Genomic DNA, 24,684 nt, shown 5'->3' with positions numbered 1-24,684 from the left:
GTTTGCCCCTTGATAAGCGCTTCCCCAGTCGCCACGCAATCGCGCATGTCGTCCAATTTACCCGAAAATATCGAATGGCATGCCGAAGCGAGGCCGATCGGCTATCGCGAAGCGCTCGAACACATGACCGCTCGCAACCGGGCGATTGCCGAGGGCGAGGCGCGCGAGATGGTCTGGCTGCTCGAACACCCGCCGGTCTATACCGCCGGAACCAGCGCCGACGGGGCGGAACTGCTCGACCCGCGCTTCGAAGTGGTCGAAGCCGGGCGCGGCGGTCGCTACACCTATCACGGGCCGGGCCAGCGCGTCGGCTATATCATGCTGGACCTGAAAGACCGGGGCCGCGATGTGCGCTGTTTCGTCCATTCGCTCGAAGGCTGGGTCATCGCCACGCTGGCCGATATCGGGGTGGAGAGCTGGCGCAGCGAAGGGCGGATCGGCATCTGGACCCGCGACATCGACGGGCGCGAAGCAAAGATCGGCGCTATCGGCGTGCGGGTAAGGCGCTGGGTAACGATGCACGGATTTTCGGTGAACCTTGCGCCCGATCTGTCTCACTTCACCGGAATAGTTCCCTGCGGTATCGAGGAATTCGGCGTCACCAGCCTGGCAAGGCTCGGAATCGACCTTGCGCCGTCGGCTTTCGATGAGGCATTGCATGCGCGTCTTGGCGATTTCCTCGGAACTCTCGCCGGAAAGGAGAGCTGCCTGCCATGAGATCACCACCTGTCGTCCTGCTCGCATGCGGGCTCGCAGTGCTAACCGCCTGCGGCAACGAGACCCCGGTGGAGGAAACGGGACAGGAGGCGGATCGCGATGCCAAGGGCGAGGTGGTCGGCGGCACGATCCGCGACGATATGATCCCGCTGGACCGGCTGCGCTCGCAGTCGCCACCCGTGCGCGCGGTGCAGGACACGTCCGGGCCCGAGCCCGCCGTCGACCCCAGTGAAGGGGACGCCGCCGAACCGGAAACCTAATCCTCGCCCAATAGTCGCCTCGCGCGTTCCAGGTCGCTGCGATCCACGCGCCGGTCGCCTACCGTAAGCATGGTCGCGCCGGGATTGGTCGAGAATGCCGAGACGATCTTGAGCGCTTCGGACATCTCGCTTTCGAGCGGGGCGAAGGCTGCGTTGATTCCGGGAAGCTGCGAGGGATGGATAGCGAACATGCCCGTGAAGCCATCCGCCCGCGCCGCCTCGGCGATACGGGTGCAGACCTCGTCATCGCGTGTGTCGCGAAAGGGATGTTCGATCGCGCCGATCCCGCGAGCATGGGCGACCAACAGGATCTGCGCGCGGACATGGGCGAACCCATCGCTCCACCGACCCGCCGGACCGCGCAGGCGGCGTGCGCCGAAAGAGTGGGCCAGCCCGACGGCGTCCCAGGTCAGTGCGGAAACCCGGGGGTGCAGTTCATCTGCAAGTCGCCCGATCGCCAGGGCGCTGGCGGGGGTCGATCCGAGTTCGGGCATGATGCGGGTGATATTCGCCGCAAGACCGCTGCGATCTTCGATTTCGTACAAGACCGAAGCCAGTTGACGGATATCGTCCGCGCCGCGGCACCGGCTCAGCACGATTCCATGCGGCGATCCCTCCATCGCGGCGTCGAGATCCGCGCGCCAGTCGGCGGTGTCTATGCCGCCGATCCTGGCCCAGCGCTGAAATCTGCGCGTGGCCAGGACCTGTTCGCGGTGCGAGCGTAGCCAGTTGGCCGCCTCGATCCTGGCTCGTGCCTTGCGCGTCGGCGCGCCGGAGCGAGCGAGATCCAGAACGATCGCATCGGCCCCCGATCCGGCTATCGACCCGAGCGCCTCGCTCTTATCCGTCGGGACCAGGATCCACGAACGCATGATCGCCTCCAAATGATCGCCGCACGGCGAATCACTCGGCGGCAGCTTGCTCTTGCGCAATTAGCACAGGGTAATCGACATACCCTTCGGGACCGCGTCCATACCAGCTATGCGGCACGTTTTCATTAGGCGCTATCGCTGCGCCGAGGCGGAAGCGTTCCGGCAGGTCGGGATTTGAAATGAAATCCCTGCCCCAACTGATCGCGTCGGCACGGCCCGCATCGATGTCGGCGACGGCATCCTCTGGCGAATAATCGCTGTTGAGGATGAGCGGTCCCGAATAAATCTGGCGGATGAGCGGGCTCTGCTTGGGAACCTCGGTGGCCCCGAAAGTCCCGTCCGGTCCCGGCTCGCGCAGCTCGAGAAAGGCGATGCCGAGATCCTCGATCACCCTGGCTGCGGCGCCGAAGGTTGCCGCGGGATCGCTGTCGTCGCACCCTTGCGTTTCGCCATTGGGTGACAGGCGAACGCCGACGCGGTCCGCACCCCAGACATCGACGAGCGCGGTGAGCACTTCGCGCAGGAAGCGGGTGCGGTTTTCCGGGCTGCCGCCATATTCGTCGGTGCGCAGATTGGTGCTGTCGCGCAGGAACTGGTCCACCAGATAGCCATTCGCCCCGTGTAGTTGAACGCCGTCGAAGCCTGCCTTTTTGGCGTTTTCGGCAGCGTGGCGGTAGTCTTCGACGATCCGATTGATGTCCTCGGTCGTCGCCTCGCGCGCCTGTTCGTAATCCTTGCGGCCTTCGAACGTGTGCGCATGACCCGGTGCGGTTGTCGCGCTGGCCGAAACCGGCGGATTGCCGCCGAGGAACAGCGGGTGGACGAGGCGGCCCATATGCCACAGTTGGAGGACGATCAGTCCCCCTTCCTCGTGCACCGCGTCGGTCACCAGTTTCCAGCCCTCGACCTGTTCTTCGCTCCAGATGCCGGGCGCCGCGGGCCAGCCGAGCCCTTCCACGCTGATCCCGGTAGCTTCCGAAATGATCAGTCCGGCGCTCGCCCGCTGGCGATAATAGGTCGCCATCATTTCGTTCGGGACCGAACCGGGCTGGGTCGAGCGGCCACGGGTGAGCGGCGCCATGAAAACGCGGTTTCTGGCTTCGAGAGCGCCCATGGTGAGCGGCTGGAACAGGCTATCGTGCATGCGGGGACAAATCCTTTTTGCTGGCGCGACTTGGCCCTTGAGCTAAGGGCGGCTCATGAGCAGCGCAACCACCGCACCGGACAAGAATGGCTTTCAGACAAGTGCATGGCACTTTGCCGCGCTGATCGCTGGAAACATCGCGCTTGCGCTGGGGCCGTGGCTGGTACGACTATCGGATACGGGGCCGGTTTCGGCGGCGTTCTGGCGCCTGCTGTTGCCCGTTCCGATCCTTGCGATCCTGGCATGGCGCGCGCGATCGCCCGGCCCGCTGGACCGCAGGCTGGCCTTGTTGTGCATGGCGGCTGGCGCCTTTTTCGCCTTCGATCTTGCGAGCTGGCATGTCGGTATCGAGCGGACCCGATTGGCGAATGCGACGCTGTTCGGCAATTCCGGCGGGGTTATCCTGATGATCTGGGGCCTGATCGCGGCGCGCAGGGCGCCCACGGGGCAGGAAGGCGCCGGGGTGCTGGCGGCGCTGATCGGGGCGGCGATTCTGCTTGGTCGCAGCCTGGAGATTTCCGCAGCGACCTTCGTCGGAGACCTGTTTTGCCTAGCCGCTGGGATTTTCTATGCCTTTTACCTGTTGCCGGCCCAGCGCGCACGGGCCGTGCTCGGCCCCTGGAGTGTCCTGTTGCTGGTCAGCCTGGTGGCATCGCCCCTGCTCCTCGGCATGGCGCTGCTGGCGGGGGAGCCGATTTTTCCCGGCGAGGCCGGTTGGACACCGCTCCTCACCCTCGCGGTTAGTAGCCAGATCGTGGGACAAGGGCTGTTGGTGTTCTCGCTGCGCCATTTCCCGCCGCTCATCATCGGAATGGCGTTGCTGACGCAGCCTGCCGTTGCTGCGCTGGTCGGGTGGCTTGCCTTCGGCGAGATGCTTGTGCCGCTCGATATTCTCGGCATGGCGCTGGTCGGCGCCGCGCTCGTCCTGGCGCGGGCGCCCGGCAAGGTGGGCCGGGTCCGCTAGAAGGTTACCAGAAGGTCCTGTTGAACTGGACAATGTGGTCATCGAACCGTTCGAGGTCCGGGCCGACAAGAATGAGTCGCGCTTGTTCAGCCAGCTTTTCCGCTTCGCGCTTGAGCAGGCTCTGTCGCCGTTCGTCCTTGATTGGCACTGCCGTATTGGCGAGCGTGTCGAGCATCACTTCCGCAGCGATGGGCGAACTGGCCACGGCGCTGCGGATCGCCCCGAAACCGCGCTTCACATAGTGATCGAAATCGTCCGGGACGGGAATGACGGGGCAATCATCCCTATCTTCGCCGCAAATATCCTTGCGCAAATCGCGTCGGCCGATTTCCGCCGTCGCGGCGCCCAGCCAATGGAGCGCGGTGATCGCCGTGAAGGGGTCGTTGATGCCGGGCGACAAGGCGCGCAGACCGATCTCGACCAGTTCGTCGATAAGAAACTGTGGATCTTGTTCGGGCGTGCGTGTCGAACCGAGTGTGAAGCAATCGCGCACGCGGTCCTCGATACATTCGGGCTCGCAGCCCTTTATGTCCATGAACGGCACATCGCGGTGCACGAAATCGCCCGTGCGCACGCGAAGCGAAAAGGTGCAGCCGCAGTCGCGGGCGATCTTCGCCAGTTCCTCGAAATCGATCAACTGGACATAACCCGTTCCCCAGGCGGTGATCGGCTCGCCTCCAGCAGGCTCGACCGCGTCGCTGAATTTATCCTCGACCGGATAGGTATCGCGGATTGCCTCCAGCAGGCGTTCGCCGATGCCCTTGAGGACCTTGTTTATGCGAATGCTCGAGGGGATATGGTTGAGAAAGAAGACCAGCACGGCCACGCACAGGCCCATGAGAATATAGGCCACGAGGAGGGAAAGCTGCGGGGTAAAGCCGGGCAGGGCGGTGGCCGCTGCATCCGCGCCGGTCGCCGCGGTCTCGTCCTCCGCCCGAACGGCGCGCAGCACGATGATGGCGTACACAAAGCTACCGATGAAGGTCGCGAGGCTGAGCTGGTTGCCGCGATCCTCCATGAAGTTGGTCAGCAGGCGCGGCCCGTAATTGCCGCTGGCATAGGCGACCGCGGCAATGGTGATCGAAAACACGGTGGAGGCGACACCGATCATGCTGCCCGCCATGACGGTGAGCATGTTGGCCGCGCCTTGCGGGCGGGCGGGCACGATCCAGTCCACGTCGTTCAGAAACTCTGCGAAACCGGCCCGATCGACCGCCACCATGGCAAAAGCCAGCGCCGCCGCGACGAGCGAGAACAGCGCCGGATAGAACCAGTAATTCGCGTTAAGCCGTGCCCAGAAAAAACGTATGTCGGCGGTCAAGCGGGCATCCCTTGCCAGTTGCGGTCAGGGGATGAACGCGCGAATCGCAATTGGGTGCCTCACTCCGCTCCGCTGCCGATCTCGCGGTTGAGATAGGCGAGTAGCAGGGCGGCGCGCTTGGCGTCCTCCTCGTGGTCCGAGCCGACCGAATGCCCGCCTTCGCGATATTCGTGGTAGTAGAAGGTCTGGCCATAGGCCTCGTGCTTGGCCGCCGCCTTGCGCGCGTGGCCCGGATGCACCCGGTCGTCGAGCGTCGAGAGGTAATAGAAGGCGGCGGGGACATCGGGGCCGTCGCGCATGTTCTGATAGGGCGACCAGGCGCGCATGAAGGCCCAGTCCTCGGGCACATCCGGGTTGCCGTATTCGGCCATCCACGATGCGCCCGCGAGCAGCTTGTTATAGCGCTTCATGTCGATCAACGGGCTGCCCGAAATGATCGCGCCGTAAAGGTCGGGCCGCTGGTTGGCGACCGCGCCCACCAGTACGCCGCCATTCGACCGGCCGCTTGCCGCAATGCGACCCGGCGATGCGAGACGATTGGCGACGAGATCGTCGGCCACGGCGTGGAAATCGTCGAAGCTGTTCTGGCGTTTGTCGCGCAGCGCATCCTCGTGCCAGCGCGGACCGTATTCGCCGCCGCCACGGATATTGGCGAGGACATAGGCATTGCCGCTTTCGACCCAGAACAGGCCCAGCGGGCCGCTGCGATAGGGCTCTGCGGTCAGATATTTGGGCGTCTGCGCCGCGCGGAAACCGCCATAGGCGTGGATCAGCGTGGGCAGCGGGCCTTCGGCGCCCTTGGGCCGGACGAGGTAATAGGGGATCTTCGTGCCATCCTTCGAAGTCGCGAATTTCTGCTCGAAGGTGAATTTGTCCGCATCGAACTGGGCCGGTTCGCTGGCGATGGCGACCGGCTGGCCCTCGCTCGGAACGGCATAGAGCGTCGGCGGGGTGAGCATGTTTTCGACTGTGACGAAGGCAGTGTCGCCCTCGCCGCTGGTTTCGGCGATCTGGAGCGTGCTGTTGGCCGGAAGGTCCATGGCGCGCGCGGCCCAGCCCTCGGCTCCCGGGGTCAGCGCGATCAGCTTGCCCGAGACATCGTCGAGCACCTTCACCCAGAGCTTGTTTTCGGATGCGGCGACTTCTTCGATGGCCTGTGTCTCGCTCGGGCGGAAAACGACGACGGGATCGGGACCGGAACCGCGCAACACGTCTTCCAGCGACCATGCGAGCAGGGTGCCGGGCTGTGCGACACCGCGCGGGGTTTCGAAAGCGGAATTGAGCTTGGCGATCACCTGGCCGCCGAGGACCGCTTCGAATTCGGCGTCTTCGGGCAAGGGCAGCGGTATGAGTGTGCCATCCTCGCGCGCGAGGCTGTACTGGCTGGTCCAGAAGCTCGGCCCCCGGCGCACGAAGCGCCAACGGGTGTCACCGTCGAGGATCGAAAAGCCGTTCATGCTGATGTCGGTCTGTTCGCCTTCGGCGATTTGGCGTGCCTCGGCGAATTCGGTGCCGCGCTGCCACAGTTTCACGAGGCGCGGATAGCCGGAATCGGTCAGCGAGCCTGCGCCCTCGTCGGTGCCGACGAACAGCGTGTCGCGATCGAACCAGGCGACGTTCGACTTGGCCTCGGGCAGGGTAAAGCCGCTCTCGACGAAAGCGCCGGTGCCGATATCGAATTCGCGCACCACATCGGCATCGGTTCCGCCCGGGCTGAGCGAGACCAGGCAGCGGGTGTATTCCGGCGCGAGGCAGTCGGCACCGTGCCAGATCCAGCTTTCGCCTTCCTCTTCCCCCAACCGATCGACATCGATCAGCACGCGCCATTCGGGCGCACCGGCCATATAGCTATCGAGGCTGGCGATCCGCCACAGCCCGCGCGGATTGTCCGCATCGCGCCACAGATTTGTAACCCGATCGCCCATGATCGCATCCGGCATCGCAATCTGGCGCGTGTCGTCGAGGATTTGCTTCGCCCAAGCCTTGGCGAGCGGATATTCGGGCTGCGCCGTCAGCACGGCTTCGGTATCGGCGTTCCACTGATCGACCTTGGCCAGCGCCCGCTCGCCCTGGATTTCCTCGAGCCAGATATACGGGTCGTCCGCATCCGTTTCCTGCGCGGCGAGGGGGGCGGCGGTGAATGCAAGCGCTGCGGCGAGCGCGAAGCGTGCGACGGGCGTGGTCTGTGTCATGCCGGGTGGTGTATGTGTGCGGCGGGAGAGGGGCAAGTGCGGAGTGCACGTCCGGAAACCCGTGCCTAAGGCGCGGCCGCCGGACTGGATTGCCGCGTCGCTGCGCTCCTCGCAATGACGAGCGGAGGAGATTGGTCCAAAGCCGAGTCAGTTCGCTTTGGTCACCCCATCCCATTTCGTCGTTGTGAGCCGCAGGCGAAGCAATCCAGAACGGTCAGACCTCGTCAAACCCGCCCCAGATCGCCCTTGCCGATCGTGCCGCTGGCCATTTCCAGCATGCGGTCGAGGCTTTGCTTGGCTTTCAGGCGCAGGCCTTCCTCGATCTCGATGCGCGGTTCCAGATCGCGCAGGCAGGCGTACATCTTCTCCATCGTGTTGAGCGCCATATAGGGGCAGATGTTGCAGCTACAGTTGCCGTCCGCGCCGGGCGCGCCGATGAAGGTCTTTTCGGGCAGCGCCTTTTCCATCTGGTGGATAATGTGCGGCTCGGTCGCCACGATCAGCGTGTCGCCTTCGAAGGTCTTGGCGAATTGCAGGATGCCGCTGGTCGACCCGACATAGTCGGCGTGGTCGATAATCGTCGGCGGGCATTCGGGGTGCGCGGCAACCGGCGCATCGGGGTGCTGCGCCTTGAGCTTGAGCAGCTCCGTCTCGCTGAAGGCTTCGTGGACGATGCACACGCCCGGCCACAGCAGCATTTCGCGATTGAACTTGCGGCTCATATAGCCGCCCAGATGCCGATCCGGGCCGAAGATGATCTTCTGGTCCTCGGGAATCTGGCTGATGATCGTCTCCGCGCTGGAGCTGGTGACGATCACATCGCTCAGCGCCTTAACCTCGGTCGAGCAATTGATGTAGGTCAGCGCGATATGGTCGGGATGCGCCTCGCGGAAGGCCTTGAATTTTTCCGGCGGGCAACTGTCTTCGAGGCTGCAGCCGGCATCCATGTCGGGCAGGACGACGATCTTTTCCGGAGACAGGATCTTGGCCGTATCGGCCATGAACTTCACGCCGCAGAACACGATCACATCGGCATCGGTTTCGGCCGCCTTGCGGGACAGTTCGAGGCTGTCGCCGACGAAATCGGCGATGTCCTGAATGTCGGCGGTCTGGTAGTAATGCGCGAGGATGATCGCGTTCCTCTCCTTGCGGAGGCGATCGATTTCCGCGAGCAGATCGGTGCCGGTCGGCAGGCTGGTTTCGGCAGTCATTGAATATCCCGTTGGATGCGTGTGAGGCGCTTATAGCTGCAACGGACGCGATGGCGAGTGCGTTCCGGGCAAGCGTCTTTGCATCCCGTCACATGGCGAAGCCCGGCGGGAGGAAGGCCTCCATCGGACGCTCTGCTCCGGCGCTATCGGCGATGACCCATTCGGTGAAAGCGTAGCCCATCGGGGAATAGGCAAGCAGCATCGAAACGATGAAGGTCGCGGCGTAAATGCCCAGTCCCCAGCGATAGGCCGGGTGGATGCCGCCGTGCCCGCGCCTGTCCGCGATCATCCCGATGATCGGAAAGACCATCGTGGCGGCCGTCGTTATGGTCCAGGCATTGGGGATCATCAGCGGCATGGGAAGCAGACGGCCAAGGCCGGGTCCCGTCAGCACCGCCATCGAACACAGCATGAGGCGGCGATGCCAGCCATTGTAGCGCTGGCGCCGCAGTGCCCATAGCGCAAGGCCGCCGAAGCACAGCAGCAGGGCCAGGTTGCTGATGAGGAATTCGTTCACGTCGAAAAAGAACGGGCCGCCCGTGCGGCGCGCGACCACGATCATGATCGCGCCGCCCGCGATCACCATGGCCGGAACCCAGAGATAGGCGAATTTGCCGAGCGCGGCGTGGAGCGTCCAATTGCGCTGCGACGCCGTCACATGCTGCGCGAGATAAAGGCCGATCCAGCCCATGAAGACGAGAGCGTGGACGTGGTAGACAGCGGGCACGTCGAAGCTCGACCGGCCCATGGCCAGATTGACCGAAAATCCGGCGACGATGATGAACGACATGACGAAGGCCATGATCGTGAAAAAGCGCGTATCGCCGTGAACGATCGTTTCACGCGGCGCGGTTGCGATGGCCATGGTCCCAAGCCCCCCTCAAAGCCAAGCGACCGATCTGTCTTTTGGCCAAGGCCTATAGCGGCGCCGGGACAAGGTCAAATCACTCGGGCGCGGGCTCCCCGTCGAAGCGCACCTCGACCGACACGTCGCCATAGCCCGCGACCTGCATCGGGATGGCGAGGTTCTGCCGCACCGCATCCTTTGCCGCTTGCCGGGCAAGCGCGAGAACCTGCGGGTTCTTGGCGAATTCGGCGGCCTTGCGCTCGGCCTGCTGCGAATTGTTGCGCGCCAGATCCGCGCTCGCATCGCGGCTGACATAGGTGCCCTCGGTAAAGGTCTTCTGCGCGGCTTCGTCGAGATTGGGGCGCGAAATCCGCAGCGGCGGCAGGATCACGGTCAGTTCCTCGCGCTCCTCGTCCCAGGCGAAACGGTCGCGGTCCATGCTGGACAGGTCGAGGCGGTATTCGACCGTCGCCGGGATGATCGCCGCCTGACGGCTTTCCAGCAGGTCGAGATTGAGTACGCCGCGCCGGTCGACGCTTTCCGCGACGACTTCGAAGCGGGACGAAAAGACAGTCAGCGAATTCTGTTTTTCGAAGGCCAGCATCGCGCTGCCCACCGGATCGCCCTCTTCCTGATAGAAGAAGGCCCGCCAGCCGAGCCAGGCGACAGCGGCCAGCAGCACGATCACGATCAGCCACGGCACCGCCTGGATGCGAGCGAGCGGCTGCTCGCGCCGAACCTCGGGTTGGATTTCGGGTGTCTCGGTCTTCAGATCGTCTGCCATACATCGCCCGAACGGGCGACGAGGCCGCGCTGTTCCAGATCGATCAGATGCGCGGTGACCGACATCTCGGCTGCCTTGTGCAGTTTGGGGTCGAGCCCCTTGTACATTTTGGGCACGAAATCGGCCGCCTCATGCGGTCCTTCGGCAAGATGGCGCACGATCTGGTTCTCGCGCTGGCGGCGGTGGCCGATCATGCCGCGCACCAGTTGGCGCGGTTTTTCGACCGCTTCGCCATGCGCGGGATAGAAAACCCGATCCTCGCGCGCATAGAGCTTGTCGAGGCTCTTCATATAATCGCCCATGTCGCCATCGGGCGGGATCACCACGCTGGTCGACCAGCCCATCACATGATCGCCGGTAAACAGCGCGCCGCTCTCCTCCAGGGCGAAGCACAGATGGTTGGAGACATGACCGGGCGTCGCCACGGCGGTCAGCGTCCAGCCGGGGCCGGTCATTCGTTCGCCGTCCTCCATCACCCGGTCGGGCTCATAGGTCGGGTCGAAAGCCTCATCGGAACGCGGCAGGTTGCTGTCGATCACCAGCGGCGCGCAGCCGACGATGGCCGCGCCGGTCCTGGCCGCCAGCGTCTTCGCGGCCGGCGAGTGGTCGCGATGCGTATGCGTGCACATGATCGCACAGACATGTTCCTCGCCGATCGCCGCATCGAGCGCGAGCAGATGCTCTTTCTCGTCCGGTCCGGGATCGATCACCGCGCAGCCATCACCGAGCCCGACGATATAAGTCTGCGTTCCGGTGAAGGTATAGGGCGACGGATTGGGAGCGAGCACGCGGCGGACCAGCGGTTCGAGCTGCATCGCCTTGCCGGTCGGCCACGGTTTGGGAGGAATTCCAGCCATTGCCATACAACTCTAGAGGTTCGGATCGCGCGAAGTCGAGACAGATTGTGCCCGGGCCGGTCGAGTTCTGCTTTCAGCAGGGCGTTGCATCGGATCGAGCCGAGCGGCAGAAGAGCCGCATGGGAGAACACATACTCGTCCTCGATGCCGGTACCACTTCCACCCGGGCGATGACTTTCGCACCCGATGGAACGGTGGAAGCGGTCGCGCAGAAGGACCTTACGCAGCATTATCCGAAGCCCGGCTGGGTCGAACACGACGCGGCCGAGATCTGGGACAAGACGCTCGCCTGCGCGCGCGAGGTCGTGGGCGGGGATGCCGGACGCATCGCCGCGATCGGTATCACCAATCAGCGCGAAACCGTGGTCGCGTGGGACCGAACCAGCGGCGAGCCGCTGACGCGCGCGATAGTATGGCAGGATCGGCGGACAGCGGAATTCTGCGCGGGCATGAAGGAATACGGTCACGAAGCCGAGGTTCAGAAGCGGACCGGCCTGCTGCTCGATCCCTATTTCTCGGGCACCAAGATGCGCTGGCTGCTCGACCATGACGAAGGCGTGCGCGCTGCCGCAGCACAGGGAACGCTGGCTTTCGGCACGGTCGAAAGCTGGCTGGTGTTCAAACTGTCGGGCGGCGCGCATCTGAGCGATGCGAGCAATGCCAGCCGCACGCTGCTGCTGGCGCTCGACGGGGCGCAGTTCGACGAGGATATGTGCGAACTGTTCGGCGTACCGCGTGCCACGCTGCCCGAAGTGGTCGATACGCATGGACGGCTGGCCGAATGCGACGCCGACCTGCTCGGCGCGGCGATCCCGATCTGCGGCCTTGCGGGCGATCAGCAGTCGGCGACGATCGGCCAGGGATGCCTTGCGTTCGGCGAGACCAAGGCGACCTATGGCACCGGCGCGTTCGTGCTGACCAATAAGGGGCGGGATATCCCGCATTCGGACCATCGCCTGCTCGGCACCGTGCTTTACCAGGAGAACGGCACGCGGACCTATGCCATTGAAGGCGCGTGTTTCGTCGCGGGCAGCCTCGTGCAGTATCTTCGCGACCAGCTCGGGCTGATAGGCAATGCCGCGGAGACCGAGGAGCTGGCCCGCTCGATCGAAGATAGCGGCGAAGTGGTGATCGTGCCTGCGCTGGCCGGGCTTGGCGCACCGCACTGGCTGCCCGATGCGCGCGGCGTGATTTCGGGCCTCAGCTTCGCCAGCGGGCGCGCGCAAATCGCCCGCGCTGCGCTGGAGGCGATGGCGCACCAGACCCACGATCTTGCCAGCGCTTTCGATGCCGATGGCGCGCCCTGGTCGCGTCTGAGGATCGATGGGGGGATGAGCGCGAATGACTGGATGGCGCAGGATCTGGCCGATATTCTCGATCTGCCGGTCGAACGACCCGATTTCATCGAAACGACCGCGCTCGGCGCGGCTATCCTTGCCGCGGTCGGCTGCGGTATGCACGACACTCTCGAATCCGCGGCGCGAGCGATGCGCGGGAAGGCAAGCGTGTTCGAGCCCGACATGGGGATCGAGGTGCGCGAAGCCCGTCTTGCGCGATATGCAAAGGCGCTGGCGGCGGTGTGATCAGGCTGGGGCGAAGGCCTGCGCGATCCGGTCCTGGAGCGATGCGACCGGCATATCGCCCCCCTGCCTTTCGCGGCGCCAGTCCCGATCGAGGCGGGCGACCCTCGCGTGCAGCCTTTCGCTCTCCTCGATCAAAGAACGGGTCTCGGGCTCCAGCCGCGCGAGATTGTCAGGGTCCGGCTCGCGTTCCACTGGCAAGGTTCCACATCGCTCGAGCTGCCGTTCGGAAAGCTCCCCGGCGCGGTAGGCGCGCTGGTTGAGCAGCCAGGCGAGGATATGCATCAATCGTGTGGTCGTGCGCAGCCCCTCGATCGAAAGCGCTACCCGCGTGAGGTCTCCGACATGGGACACATCGTCCCGAAACCGCAAATCGAAGGCCGCGCGCGCATCGTCCGCGAGCACGAGGGCTTCCGAATAGAGATCCTCGATGATTTCTTCGTTGATGTCGCGAGCTGGCATGAAAAGGCAATTACGCCTCCGCCTCGCTTGCCGCCAGCGAATTAACCACACTTGTGCCGCGCTGATACGCGCCAGGCCTCAAGAGGCCGATTTCACGCGATGATATCCGGCAGCAGAACATCCTCGATGGCTGCTATCCGGTCCTTGAGCGCAAGCTTACGCTTCTTCAGCCGGGCCATCTGCAACTGGTCGACGAAACCGCTTTGCGCACCGGCATCCGCCAGCGCCGCGATTGCCACGTCGAGATCGCGGTGCTCGCTGCGCAGCGATGCCAGCCTTTTGCGCAGTTCCTGTTCGTTCACGCCGGCCTTTCCGGAAAATCGCCTCGTTCGACCGTTTCGTCGCATGCCTTCAACAAGGCTCTTTGTAAATTATCAATCCTGTGGTTTGATACTTGTTCTGCGGCCCGTGCCGCACCTGCGCACGAGTCGCTCCTGAGGTCGCACAACCGTCAAGGAGACAATCCGATGCAATCATCCCATGTCGATGCGCTCAAAGCCAAGCACGCCGGTCTCGAGGCCCGCCTGCACGAAGAGCAAACCCGACCGGCGCCCGACATCGCGATGATCCAGCAGATCAAGAAGCAAAAGCTCCTTATCAAGGAAGAACTCGCTTCCTGCTAAACTTGGCTATCAGGGGGCGGGACTACGCGTCCCGCTTCCGCCTGCCAACGAATTTGGTATAGGCAGCGGCTATGTCAGCCGCATCTTCAGCACGCCAGATACTCACCCGCCTGCACGAGGTCATGGCCGGGCGCACCCATGCCCAGCACAAGCTCGACCGGGTGGTAGAGATCATTGCCGAGAGCCTGACGAGCGAAGTTTGCTCGATCTACCTGCTGCGCGAGGGCGCGCTGGAGCTTTACGCCACGCAGGGCCTCAATCCCGAAGCGGTTCACGTAACTCGGCTGGCGATCGGCGAGGGTCTGGCAGGCACGATCGCGCAGAATATCGAAACGCTCAATCTGGCCGAGGCCAAGGCGCACCCGGACTTCGCCTATCGCCCGGAGACCGGCGAGGAAAAATTCCATTCCTTCGCCGGTGTGCCGATCGTCTACCGCGAACGGGCAGTCGGCGTGTTGTGCGTCCAGCATGTCGAGCCGCGCCGATACGAGGATGTGGAGATCGAGGCGCTGCAGACCACTGCCATGGTGCTGTCCGAACTTATCGCGCACAAGGAACTTGTCGACGAGGAAGGGCAGATCGATCTCGAAATCGCGCATATCGAAAACGATGTGCTACAGGGATTGACCTTGGTGAAGGGCCTCGCGGCCGGGCGGGCGGTATTCCACCAGCCGCGCATCGAGATCGACCAGGTCGTGGCGGAGGATATCGAGGCCGAACGGCAACGCGTCTATCGCGCTTTCGACAAGATGCGCGACCAGATCGACGCGCTCGGCAAGGAACCGGAATTCGGTAAGGGTGGCGAGCATGTCGAAGTGCTCGAAACCTACAAGATGTTCGCCTATGACGAAGGGTGGAGCCGCCGGATCAACGAGGCGATCGATAGCGGGTTGACCGCCGAGGCGGCGATCGAACGCGTGCAGCAGCGCACCCGTATGCGGATGCGCGAGATCGACGACCCGCTGCTGGCCGACCGGATGCACGATCTGGAGGATCTGTCCAACCGCCTGCTCCGGATCGTATCCGGCCAGTTGGGCACTGCGGCAACGCAGGGCCTGAGGCGCGACACGATCCTGTTCGCCCGCAATCTCGGCCCGGCCGAACTGCTCGAATACGACCGGCGGCGGCTCAAGGGCGTGGTTCTCGAAGAGGGCTCGCTCACCGCCCATGTCGTCATCGTCGCCCGCGCGATGGGCGTGCCGGTACTGGGGCGGGTATCCGGCATCCGCACCCGCGTCGCGGAAGGCGACGAGGTCATTCTCGATGCAGTCGAGGGCACTGTCACGCTGCGCCCGACGCAGCAGGTGGTCGACGCCTTTGCAACGCGTTTCGCAAAAACGCGCGAGAAGCAGGCGACCTATGCCGAATTGCGCGATGTCGAACCTTTCACGCGCGACGGCACCCGCATCACGGTAATGATGAATGCAGGCCTGCGCGACGATATGAGCGCGCTGGCGATGAGCGGCGCGGATGGCGTGGGGCTATTTCGAACCGAGTTCCAATTCCTCGTCTCTTCCACGCTTCCGCAGCGCGACCGTCAGTTGCGGCTTTACCGTGATGTGCTCGACGCCGCAGGGGACAAGCCGGTGGTATTCCGCACCGTCGATATCGGCGGGGACAAGGCAGTTCCCTATCTCGATAGCGCGGTGGGCGAGCGCGACGAGAACCCGGCCATGGGCTGGCGCGCCTTGCGCCTGTCGTTAGAGCGGGAAGGCCTGCTGAAGGCGCAGGCGCGCGCATTGCTGGAAGCGGCCGGGGGCCGTTCGCTTTCGGTCATGTTCCCGATGGTGAGCGAACCGTGGGAATTCGATGCCGGAAAGCAGGTGTTCGAAGACCAGCTCCGGTTCCTGCGCGAGCGGCGCAAGCTGGTGCCCGAAACGATCGAATATGGATGCATGCTCGAAGTACCGGCGCTGGCCGATGCCCTCGACATTCTCGCTCCCAAGCTCTCGTTCATTTCGGTCGGCACCAACGACCTCACGCAATTCCTCTTTGCCGCCGATCGGGCCAACCCCAAGCTGGCCGAACGGTATGATTGGTTGAGCCCTGCTATTTTGCGCTTCCTGGCGCGGGTCGCGCAGTCGCTTGTGGGGCAGAATGTCAGGCTGGGCGTATGCGGCGAAATGGGCGGGCGCAGGCTCGAGGCGCTGGCGCTTCTCGGCATCGGCTACCGGCGTCTTTCGATCACGCCGGCGGCAGTGGGTCCGATCAAGGAACTGGTCCGCAAGGTGGATCTCAACGAACTGACGCAGCAGATGACTCGTTGGCTGGCTACGCCGCCGGGCGATATGCGCGCGGAGCTTCAGCGCTGGGCGGCCCAACACGATATCGATCTCGATTGATTTCGTCGCGAAACCGCCTCTCTTCGTCGGTACGCGTTTAATGTGTTATACTGCGATCTTGACAGAAGGTCGGCCGTGTCGCTTGTCCGCTGTCAAGACCAGAGGCGGGGGAACCGCGGGATCGCATTATTCGGGGATCGCATGAGCGAGGAAGACAATCACGAGCAGGACCAGCGGGAAGAACCCGATCGGGTTGGCGCAAGACTGAGGCGCGCACGCGAAGCGGCGGGGCTGGATATCGCCCAGGTGGCGGCGGAAACCCGTATTCCCCAGCGGCATCTGCTGACGATCGAGAATGGGTCGCTGGCCGATCTGCCGGCGCGCACCTATGCGGTTGGATTTTCGCGCACCTATGCGCGTCTGGTCGGGCTCGACGAGCGAGAGATCGTCGAACAGGTCCGCGAGGAATTGGCGGAAGGCGACGAGAACGGCGTCGGCCCCGCCAAGTTCGAACCCGGGGATCCTGCGCGTGTGCCGGGGCGTGGTCTTGCATGGTTCGCGCTGTTCGCCGCAGTGCTTTTATTGGGCGGGATATACGCCTTCTATAACAGCTATTTCGCCCCGGGGATGGGGCCTGCTCCGCTGAGCCAGCCGCAGGAACAGGTAGCCCTCGACCAGCAAGACGGGGGTGAGGCTTCGCAGCGCCCCGAAGCCCCTGCCGCGTCCGGACCGGTGGTGTTTACTAGCGAGATGGACGGCACATGGGTCAAATTCTACGATGCCAATGGTGAACGCCTCTACGAAGCGCAGATGGCGGAGGGCGACAGTTTCACGGTGCCCCCGGACGCCGAAGGGCCGCAGGTCTGGACCGGCCGTCCCTATGCCCTGGCGATAACGATCGGCGGACGCCCCGTTCCCAAGCTCTCGGAAGATGACGAGATTATCAGGGATGTGCCGGTAACGGCGGAAGCGCTGCTGGCGCGAACCGATGATCGAGCCGCTCGCGAAACCGAGAGCAGTAGCGGCGGCTGATCGCACCGTCCCCCCGGAAGGGGATAAGCCTGCTTCATGGCCTCGACAGATTCGCGAGGCTAGGGCACTCTCGCAACATACGGATATCCCACGAGGAGCCTCCCCCGATGACGTTCGGATCCTTCGCCCGCAACCTGTCCTTTCTCGGAGCGGGGTTTGCCTTGCTCGCCGCCTCGACGCCGGCGCTACCGCAAGATGGCAATGACGAGGCGCGCCTGCGGCGCCTCGAAGCCGAAGTGCGAGCCTTGCAGCGCAAGGTTTTTCCTGGCGGGGACGGGCGCTTCTTCGAACCCGAGATCAGCGCGCAGCCCTCGGTGCGGTCGACCGTGTCGGGTTCCTCGACCACGGCGGTGACCGATATCCTCGCACGGCTCGATGCGCTCGAGACGCAGCTTCAGCGCCAGACCGCGCAGAACGAGGAGAATGCGAATACGATCCGATTGCTTACCGAGCGGATCGATGCGCTGGAAGGCGGCGGTGTCGGCAATCCGGAACCGGTCGCGGTCAGTACGGGTGGGGGCGAGGAAGTACCCGGCGCCTCGCGCTCGCTGGCGGCGGAGATTTCCGGCCCGAGCGACGAGCGCCTTGCCGCAGTCCAGTCGATCGCCAAGCCCCAGACCGACGATCCGGCGGACGATGAATATTCCTATGGTTATCGTCTCTGGAATGCGGGCTTCTATCCCGAGGCGCAGCAGCAGCTTACGCTGTTCGTCGAGCAGAACCCCGGACACTGGCGCACGACGTACGGACGCAACCTTCTGGGCCGAGCCTATCTGGACGATGGCAAGGCAAAGGAAGCCGCCCCCTGGTTCCTCAAGAATTATCAGGAAGACAAAACCGGGGCGCGGGCGGGCGACAGCCTGCTCTATCTTGCCGAGGCGATGATTGCGCTGGACGATACTCGCCGGGCCTGCATTGCCCTGGCCGAATTCTCCGAGACCTATCCGGCGCTCGCTGCGGGCCGCCTGCAAGGTCAGTATGAGGCCAGCCGTGCCAAGGTGAATTGCGATTGAGGAGCAGTTAGACCAAGCTGTTCTCGCGCGGTTCGAAGCCGGTTTTCGCGCGCATAGGCCCGATGGCCAGCTCGGGCTGGCGGTATCGGGCGGGGCGGATAGCATGGCGCTGCTGGTTCTCGCCCATGCTTTTTTCGACCGTATGATCGAGGTTGCAACGGTCGATCACGGCCTGCGGCCCGAAGCCGGTGAGGAATGCGCGCTCGTGGCGCGCACATGCGAGGAGCGGGGCATCGCGTGCCATATCCTCAAGGTAACAGTGGCCGAGGGGAACCTGCAGGACCGCGCGCGTTCGGCCCGCTATGCCGCTCTTGGTCAGTGGGCTCGCGACCGGCAACTGGCGGCCATCGCCACCGCTCATCATGCCGACGACCAAGCCGAAACGCTGCTGATGCGGCTCAACAGAGGCAGCGGGCTGGCTGGTCTGGCCGGAATTCGTTCGTCGACGATGATCGAGGGATGTCCCGTTCCCGTGATCCGCCCCCTTTTGCAGTTCCGCAGGGAGGAGCTGCGCGCCATCCTGCGCGGGACGGGCACCCCTTTCGCCGACGATCCCAGCAACCGCGACGAGAGCTTCGAGCGTGTGAGAATAAGGCGCGAACTCGAAAAGGCGGACTGGATCGACCCGCTCGCCCTCGCACGCTCCGCTGCCCATCTCGAAGAGACCGAGCGCGCGCTCGCATCGATTGCGGATCAGTTGTGGGATAGCGAAGTCACAGTGACCGACGGACATATTGCCGTACCGATCGCGGATTCGATCGATGTGTCGTCGCGCCTCGTGGCACGCGCCATTTCGGGCTTCGGGCAGACCGTGTCGCGTGGGGAAGTCGCCGGCTTCCTCAAAACGCTCGACAGACGCGGCAATATTGCCGGTATATTGATCGAGAAACAGCAGGATGTGTACGCCTGCTCGCCCGAGCCGCCGCGCCGGTCGGGTTGAGCGCGATCAGATGATGCTATCGCCCATACCCATCCGCTTGCCGTCGGTGATCACGACACGGTCGCCCTCTTTGGCGATGGCGAACAGACGCTTCGCAATATCGTCGGGAACGCCGATACAACCATGGCTGGCATACCCGTTTTCCACTTCGCTCCCCCCATGGATCGCAATCCCGTCATTGGTCAGGAACATGCTCCAGGGCATTGGCGCATTGCCGTATTTCTCCGAAACATTATGCCTCTGTTTCCACAGGATCGGAAAGACTCCGGTGGGGGTTGGGTGTTGATCGGTACCCAGCATGACGGCTGCGGCGCCGATTTCGTATCCGCCCCGGAATATCGAAATCACACGGGCCTGCAGATCGACCGTGACCAGTAGCGGGCCGTCCGGAACGTTCTCATCGTCCCAATGCCATTCGCCATATTTTATCGGCCCGTCGATCGGCAGGACGCGGCGAACCGTATAAAGCCGCTTGGCATCGGCTGCTGCCTTAGCCGCGATCGCACCGTGGGCGAAAACCGGTTGCGACACGGGCGTCGGCGCTTCGATGGCGGGCTCGGACATGTCGTTTTCCGCCGTTGCACGGCCACCGATGGCGATGCCTGCAAGCACCAGCGCCGCTGCCACGGTTCCGCCACCAATCCATTTCAGAATCACGTCCATGCGGCCAATATGCGCCTGCAATGGTGAATTTTCCAGTTTCACCTTGGAAACCGTCTCGAACCGGCACTGTCCGGACGACGGGAGCTAACCGGCCAAAGCGGCAGCTTCCCGCGCCAGCGCTTCGACGTTTTTTTCGTTCACCGGCCCGCGAGGAGCGACCCAGCTACCCCCGACACACAGCACCGGATCGAGAGCCAGCCACTCGCCCGCATCGGCGAGGGAGATGCCGCCGGTCGGGCAGAAGCGGCACTGGCTAAAGGGCGCGGCAAGGGCTTTCAAGGCGGGCAGGCCGCCAGCAGCCATTGCCGGAAAAAACTTGAAATGGGTCAGCCCAAGGTCGAGCCCGCGCATGATGTCGCCTGCATTCGCGATGCCAGGCAGGAACGGAATGCCTGCGCGAATGGCCGCCTTGCCAAGCGGTTCGGTAAGGCCCGGTGAGACGATGAACTGGCTTCCCGCATCGATTGCCTCGGCAAGCTCATGCTGATTGGTCACTGTTCCGGCGCCGACTATCGCGCCGTCGACCTCGCTCATAACGCGGATGGCGTCGAGGGCGACCGGGGTACGCAGCGTGACTTCGAGCACCGGCAGACCGCCCGCCACCAAAGCGCGGGCCAGCGGCCGGGCATGCTCCACCTCGTCCACCACGATGACCGGAATTACCGGGGCGGTCTGCATGATATCGGCGATGGTCATTTATGCTCTCTTACGAAGGCCGCCGCGGCACCGAACAGGCCCGGTTGCGGGTGGGTGATAAGTTTGACGGGGATCGAGGCCATCAGTTCCCGGAAACGCCCCTTGGCTTTGAACCTCTCGGCAAAGCCCGATCTGAGCAGCGTTTCCCGGATCCTGTAACCCAGCCCCCCGGCAATCACGACGCCGCCGAAGCCACCCTGGGCAAGCGCGATGTCGCCCGCGACGCTGCCGAGCGACATGCAGAAGCGATCTACCGCTGCTGCGGCAAGACTGTCGCTGCCATCCTGTCCGCGCGTCCAGATGGCAACATCGTCTTCCTCGGCGACCGGCTTGCCCTCCATCGCGGCAAGCGTCTGATAAATGTCCGATATGGCCGGGCCTGCCACGACCCGCTCCACCGAGACGCGCGTGTGGCGCTTGCGCAGGCGCGCAAGGATCGCGTCGTCGATCTGGTCGAGCGGGGCAAAGTCGATATGACCGCCTTCGGTGGCGGATACGCGGTAAGCCCCGTCCGTTTCGCGATAGAGGTGCGCAACCCCGAGGCCGGTACCGGGGCCAATCACGCTGAGGCGACCGGTGGGGGCAAGAGGTTTGTCGGGGCCGGTCAGATGGATGAACTGGTCTTCGCCGACGCGTGCTACGGCATGGGCCACCGCCTCGAAATCGTTGACAATGCAGTATTGTTCGACGCCCAGCTTCTCCTTCAACAGGGCTGGGCGGATGATCCATGGATTGTTGGTAAAACGGATGACATCATCGTTGACCCGGCCAGCTATGGCCATCGCAACGCGGGGCGGAAGGGTGCCCCCGTTCCGTTCACGGAAACTCTCCCATGCGGTCTGAAAACTCGCATGGTCTTCGGTGTGCAATGTGTCGGGTTCATCGAGTATGATGGTGCCATCGCGAGCCACGGTAGCAATCGCGAAACGTGCATGGGTGCCGCCGATATCGACGGTGACGATCTCCATGTTCACAGCCCCGCCATCGCCAACATCGATGAGGCCCCCTGTTCCGCGCCATCGGCATGCTGGCGGAACATTGCGAAGAACTCGCGCCCCATGCCCATTTCGGTCTCGGGCTGGGGGGCGGCCTCACGATTGCCGAGATCGGCCGTCGTCGAAAGCTCGCCGGTGGCGGCGCACACACGTATAGGGTCGCCATCCCGCAATCGGGACAGCGGGCCGCCGCCCAATGCTTCCGGGGTACAGTGGATCGCGGCGGGCACCTTGCCGGACGCGCCCGACATGCGCCCATCGGTTACCAAGGCTACCTTATAGCCGCGGTCCTGCAGCACGCCGAGCGCGGGGGTCAGTTTGTGGAGTTCGGGCATGCCATTGGCGCGCGGGCCTTGGAAACGGACGACGACCACGACGTCGCGGTCGAGTTCGCCCTTGGTGAAAGCCTCGTTCACATCGCGCTGGGTCTCGAACACGCGGCACGGCGCCTCGATGGTCCAGCGCTCGCGCTCGACCGCTGAGGATTTGAAGCAGGCGCGGCCCAAATTGCCTTCGACGAGGCGCATGCCGCCATCGGGCTGGAACGGATCGGAGGCAGGCCGCAGCATTGTGGTGTCGCCCGATGGCCCGGGATCGCGCCAGGCGAGCGCATCGCCATCCATGCCCGGTTCGCGGCTGTAGGCCTCGAGCCCGCCTTCCCAGATGGTCTGGATATCCGCGTGGGCAAGGCCTTCTTCGAGCAGCGTGCCGATGACGTAGCCCATGCCGCCCGCTTCGTGGAAATGATTCACATCCCCCGACCCGTTGGGATATACCCGCGCGACCAGCGGGACCGCGCTCGAGAGTTCCGACAGATCGGTCCAGTCGAACGCGATGCCTGCCGCCCGTGCCATAGCGGGGATGTGGATCGCATGATTGGTCGATCCGCCCGTGGCGAGAAGGCCGATGGCGGCGTTCACGATCGCTTTCTCGTCGACGACACGCGAAAGCGGGCGGAAATCCTCGCCCCGCTTGCCGATGGCGGCCAGACGGTGCGTGGCCGCGCGGCTCAATTCCTGCCGGAGCTTGGCCCCCGGATGGATGAAGGCCGCACCGGGAACGTGGAGGCCCATCATCTCCATCATCATCTGGTTGGAATTGGCTGTGCCGTAGAAGGTGCAGGTGCCGGGCGAGTGATAGCTGCCCATCTCGCTGGCGAGCAATTCCTCGCGTCCGACCTTGCCTTCGGCATAGAGCTGGCGGGTACGCTGCTTTTCCCTGTTGGAGATACCGGTGCCCATGGGGCCGGAGGGCACGAAGATCGCCGGCAAATGCCCGAAGCGCAGCGCGCCCATGAGCAGGCCGGGCACGATCTTGTCGCAAATGCCCAGAAGCGCGACACCGTCATACATGGAATGGCTCAGCGCGATGACGGTCGAAAGCGCGATCGTGTCGCGGCTGAAAAGCGAAAGCTCCATGCCTGCTTCGCCCTGTGTGACACCATCGCACATTGCCGGTGTCCCGCCGGCTACCTGGACGGTCGCCCCGACCTCACGCGCCCAGATCTTCATCAGCTCGGGATAACGGTGATAGGGCTGATGGGCCGAGAGCATGTCGTTATAGGCCGTCACCACACCAAGGTTCGGCCCCTTGGCGGCCATGATTGCGGCCTGGTCTTCCTCCGCCCCGGCAAAGGCATGGGCCAGATTCGAGCAAGAGAGCGTACCGCGATTGACCTGTCGGTCTCCTTCGCGGTCCATCAGGTCGAGATAATTCGCGCGGCTTTGCCGCGAGTTTTCGATTACCCGCCGGGTCACCCGATGGATCGTGTCGTTCAGCGGTTTATTCGTCATGCCAGCTCACCCCGTCGCGTTCGGCCAGAGCAATCGCCGCGCTCGGCCCCCAGCTGCCTGCACCATAGGATTTGGGCGTGATGCCTTCCTCCTCCCACAGGGTGCGAATGGCATCGATCCATTCCCACTGTGCCTCCACCTCGTCGCGGCGGACGAACAGCGTCTGATCGCCTTCGATCAGATCGAGTAACAGCCGTTCGTAGGCGATGCGCCGCACGGTACCGGAAAAGGCGTCCGGCATGGCGATGTCGAGCGGAATCTGGCGCAGGCGAATGCCCTCGCGGTCCAAGCCAGGCACCTTTGCCATCATCGATAGCTGGACGTTTTCCTCGGGCTGGATCCCGATGACCAGACGGTTGGGCCGGGTAGTCGCGCCGCGATCGGCAAAGATCGAATGCGGAATGCAGCGGAACTGGACCACGATTTCGGTCACTCGCTCCGGCAGGCGTTTGCCCGTGCGCATGTAGAAAGGCACGCCCTTCCAGCGCCAGTTGTCGACATGGGCCTTGAGCGCCACGAAGGTCTCGGTCTCGCTGTCCTTGCCCAGTTCCTCGTCATAGCCGGGAACCGCCTCGCCGTTCACGGCCCCGGCACGGTACTGGCCGGTCACTGTCTCTTCCTTAGCAACGGGGCGCAAAGCGCGCAGCACCTTGACCTTCTCGTCGCGCACCGCAGTGGAATCGAAGCTGGTGGGCGGTTCCATCGCGACCAGCGCAAGCAGTTGCAACATGTGGTTCTGGACCATGTCGCGCAGCGCCCCGCTGTCGTCGTAATAGCCAATGCGCGATTCCAGGCCCACCGTCTCGGCAACCGTGATCTGGACGTGATCGATATAGGTCGCGTTCCAGACCGGCTCGAACAGCAGGTTCGCGAAACGCAGCGCCAGGAGATTCTGCACCGTTTCCTTGCCGAGATAATGATCGATCCGGAATATCCGGTTTTCCGAGAAGGCTCTCGCTACAGCGTCATTGATTTCCTCGCTCGAGGCGAGATCGGTGCCGAGCGGCTTTTCCAGCCCGATCCGGACGTTTCCCTCGGTCAGCCCGGCATGGACGAGACCGTCGATTGTCGGCTCGAACAGGCTGGGTGCGGTCGACAGGAAGATCGCCAGACCCTTGGCGTATTCACCCACCTCCTCGGCCAGCGCCTCATACCCCCCGAGCGTGGTCGCATCGACGGGCACATAGCTCAGCCGATCGAGAAATTGCGCGATACCACCGCGCCGGTTTTCCGGAAGGTACTTTTCCAGCGCCGCACGTGCGAAATCGCGATAGGCCGCAGTGGTCATTTCCGAACGTGCAGTTCCGACCACCCTGAGGTCGGGTTCCAGCAACCCATCGGCGTCCAGCGCGCACAGGGAAGGTAACAGCATGCGTTGCGCCAGATCGCCGGTGGCTCCGAACAGCAAGAGGCGGTCCGCGGTAATATTCATGCAG

At 63.9% G+C, this 24,684-nt stretch carries 24 protein-coding genes; 9 read left to right on the top strand and 15 right to left on the bottom strand.

What is annotated here, in order from left to right:
* Positions 1-45: 45 nt before the first annotated feature.
* Together lipB and L5849_RS13020 are read left to right on the top strand one after the other, a co-directional pair.
* On the top strand, positions 46-717 hold the full coding sequence (lipB, locus tag L5849_RS13025) for a lipoyl(octanoyl) transferase LipB (protein WP_236925938.1): 672 nt from the start codon (positions 46-48) through the stop codon (positions 715-717).
* The gene (locus L5849_RS13020; RefSeq protein ID WP_236925937.1) at positions 714-977 is read left to right on the top strand and encodes a hypothetical protein; all 264 of its coding nucleotides are present in this window, start codon (positions 714-716) and stop codon (positions 975-977) included. The genes lipB and L5849_RS13020 overlap by 4 nt, the downstream gene beginning before the upstream one ends.
* Here L5849_RS13020 and L5849_RS13015 read toward each other — a convergent pair.
* Together L5849_RS13015 and L5849_RS13010 are read right to left on the bottom strand one after the other, a co-directional pair.
* A complete protein-coding gene (locus tag L5849_RS13015) occupies positions 974-1,849 on the bottom strand; it encodes a CoA ester lyase (protein WP_236925936.1) in 876 nt (291 codons plus the stop codon). The genes L5849_RS13020 and L5849_RS13015 overlap by 4 nt on opposite strands.
* A gap of 31 nt (positions 1,850-1,880) precedes the next feature.
* Positions 1,881-2,993, bottom strand: a complete 1,113-nt coding sequence (locus L5849_RS13010; protein WP_236925934.1) for an alkene reductase — start codon at positions 2,991-2,993, stop codon at positions 1,881-1,883.
* Between the two features lie 55 nt (positions 2,994-3,048).
* On the opposite strand from L5849_RS13010, the gene L5849_RS13005 reads away from it, so the two are divergent.
* A complete protein-coding gene (locus L5849_RS13005; protein ID WP_115415993.1) occupies positions 3,049-3,957 on the top strand; it encodes a DMT family transporter in 909 nt (302 codons plus the stop codon).
* A 4-nt stretch (positions 3,958-3,961) separates the two neighbouring features.
* On the opposite strand, the gene L5849_RS13000 is transcribed toward L5849_RS13005, so the two are convergent.
* From L5849_RS13000 to L5849_RS12975, 6 genes are all read right to left on the bottom strand, one after another.
* Complete coding sequence (locus tag L5849_RS13000; protein ID WP_115415994.1) at positions 3,962-5,278, bottom strand: DUF2254 domain-containing protein; 1,317 nt, start codon at positions 5,276-5,278, stop codon at positions 3,962-3,964.
* A gap of 59 nt (positions 5,279-5,337) precedes the next feature.
* Positions 5,338-7,470: a prolyl oligopeptidase family protein gene (locus L5849_RS12995; RefSeq protein WP_236925933.1), complete on the bottom strand. Its 2,133-nt coding sequence runs from the start codon at positions 7,468-7,470 to the stop codon at positions 5,338-5,340.
* A 224-nt stretch (positions 7,471-7,694) separates the two neighbouring features.
* The gene (gene nadA, locus L5849_RS12990; RefSeq protein ID WP_115415997.1) at positions 7,695-8,681 is read right to left on the bottom strand and encodes a quinolinate synthase NadA; all 987 of its coding nucleotides are present in this window, start codon (positions 8,679-8,681) and stop codon (positions 7,695-7,697) included.
* Positions 8,682-8,769: 88 nt separating this feature from the next.
* Positions 8,770-9,546: a hypothetical protein gene (locus L5849_RS12985; protein ID WP_236925931.1), complete on the bottom strand. Its 777-nt coding sequence runs from the start codon at positions 9,544-9,546 to the stop codon at positions 8,770-8,772.
* Between the two features lie 79 nt (positions 9,547-9,625).
* On the bottom strand, positions 9,626-10,312 hold the full coding sequence (locus tag L5849_RS12980) for a DUF4230 domain-containing protein (protein WP_236925930.1): 687 nt from the start codon (positions 10,310-10,312) through the stop codon (positions 9,626-9,628).
* The gene (locus tag L5849_RS12975) at positions 10,297-11,169 is read right to left on the bottom strand and encodes an MBL fold metallo-hydrolase (RefSeq protein WP_115417798.1); all 873 of its coding nucleotides are present in this window, start codon (positions 11,167-11,169) and stop codon (positions 10,297-10,299) included. The genes L5849_RS12980 and L5849_RS12975 overlap by 16 nt, the downstream gene beginning before the upstream one ends.
* Before the next feature lie 119 nt (positions 11,170-11,288).
* Here L5849_RS12975 and L5849_RS12970 point away from each other — a divergent pair, with 119 nt between their 5' ends.
* A complete protein-coding gene (locus L5849_RS12970; protein ID WP_236925929.1) occupies positions 11,289-12,752 on the top strand; it encodes a glycerol kinase in 1,464 nt (487 codons plus the stop codon).
* On the opposite strand, the gene L5849_RS12965 is transcribed toward L5849_RS12970, so the two are convergent.
* Both L5849_RS12965 and L5849_RS12960 read right to left on the bottom strand, forming a co-directional pair.
* Positions 12,753-13,211 (bottom strand): DUF1465 family protein, encoded by a 459-nt coding sequence (locus L5849_RS12965; RefSeq protein WP_115416001.1) that lies wholly within the window; start codon positions 13,209-13,211, stop codon positions 12,753-12,755.
* Between the two features lie 92 nt (positions 13,212-13,303).
* Positions 13,304-13,513, bottom strand: a complete 210-nt coding sequence (locus tag L5849_RS12960) for a YdcH family protein (RefSeq protein ID WP_115416002.1) — start codon at positions 13,511-13,513, stop codon at positions 13,304-13,306.
* Positions 13,514-13,678: 165 nt separating this feature from the next.
* Here L5849_RS12960 and L5849_RS12955 point away from each other — a divergent pair, with 165 nt between their 5' ends.
* The 5 genes from L5849_RS12955 (at position 13,679) to tilS (ending at position 19,101) form a co-directional block, all read left to right on the top strand.
* Complete coding sequence (locus L5849_RS12955) at positions 13,679-13,834, top strand: YdcH family protein (RefSeq protein ID WP_115416003.1); 156 nt, start codon at positions 13,679-13,681, stop codon at positions 13,832-13,834.
* Between the two features lie 71 nt (positions 13,835-13,905).
* A complete protein-coding gene (ptsP, locus tag L5849_RS12950; RefSeq protein WP_236925928.1) occupies positions 13,906-16,176 on the top strand; it encodes a phosphoenolpyruvate--protein phosphotransferase in 2,271 nt (756 codons plus the stop codon).
* Positions 16,177-16,317: 141 nt separating this feature from the next.
* Positions 16,318-17,148: a RodZ domain-containing protein gene (locus tag L5849_RS12945; protein WP_236925927.1), complete on the top strand. Its 831-nt coding sequence runs from the start codon at positions 16,318-16,320 to the stop codon at positions 17,146-17,148.
* A 107-nt stretch (positions 17,149-17,255) separates the two neighbouring features.
* The gene (locus tag L5849_RS12940; RefSeq protein ID WP_236925926.1) at positions 17,256-18,161 is read left to right on the top strand and encodes a hypothetical protein; all 906 of its coding nucleotides are present in this window, start codon (positions 17,256-17,258) and stop codon (positions 18,159-18,161) included.
* Positions 18,151-19,101: a tRNA lysidine(34) synthetase TilS gene (tilS, locus tag L5849_RS12935; protein ID WP_368735741.1), complete on the top strand. Its 951-nt coding sequence runs from the start codon at positions 18,151-18,153 to the stop codon at positions 19,099-19,101. The genes L5849_RS12940 and tilS overlap by 11 nt, the downstream gene beginning before the upstream one ends.
* Before the next feature lie 6 nt (positions 19,102-19,107).
* Here the strand turns inward: tilS and L5849_RS12930 are convergent, their stop codons facing one another.
* The 5 genes from L5849_RS12930 to zwf all read right to left on the bottom strand — a co-directional run bounded on the left by L5849_RS12930 (position 19,108) and on the right by zwf (position 24,680).
* Positions 19,108-19,764, bottom strand: coding sequence for a L,D-transpeptidase family protein (locus L5849_RS12930; protein ID WP_236925924.1), 657 nt, complete (start codon positions 19,762-19,764; stop codon positions 19,108-19,110).
* Positions 19,765-19,848: 84 nt separating this feature from the next.
* Positions 19,849-20,460: a bifunctional 4-hydroxy-2-oxoglutarate aldolase/2-dehydro-3-deoxy-phosphogluconate aldolase gene (gene eda, locus L5849_RS12925; RefSeq protein ID WP_236925923.1), complete on the bottom strand. Its 612-nt coding sequence runs from the start codon at positions 20,458-20,460 to the stop codon at positions 19,849-19,851.
* Complete coding sequence (gene glk / locus L5849_RS12920; protein WP_236925921.1) at positions 20,457-21,428, bottom strand: glucokinase; 972 nt, start codon at positions 21,426-21,428, stop codon at positions 20,457-20,459. The genes eda and glk overlap by 4 nt, the downstream gene beginning before the upstream one ends.
* Positions 21,429-21,430: 2 nt before the next feature.
* Positions 21,431-23,248, bottom strand: coding sequence for a phosphogluconate dehydratase (edd, locus tag L5849_RS12915; RefSeq protein ID WP_236925920.1), 1,818 nt, complete (start codon positions 23,246-23,248; stop codon positions 21,431-21,433).
* Complete coding sequence (gene zwf / locus L5849_RS12910) at positions 23,238-24,680, bottom strand: glucose-6-phosphate dehydrogenase (RefSeq protein ID WP_236925919.1); 1,443 nt, start codon at positions 24,678-24,680, stop codon at positions 23,238-23,240. The genes edd and zwf overlap by 11 nt, the downstream gene beginning before the upstream one ends.
* Between the last annotated feature and the right edge of the window lie 4 nt (positions 24,681-24,684).

The sequence above is a fragment of the Erythrobacter sp. SN021 genome (assembly GCF_021864455.1).
Note: the sequence above shows the minus strand (reverse complement) of the source record. Positions and strands in the feature narration are given on the sequence as shown.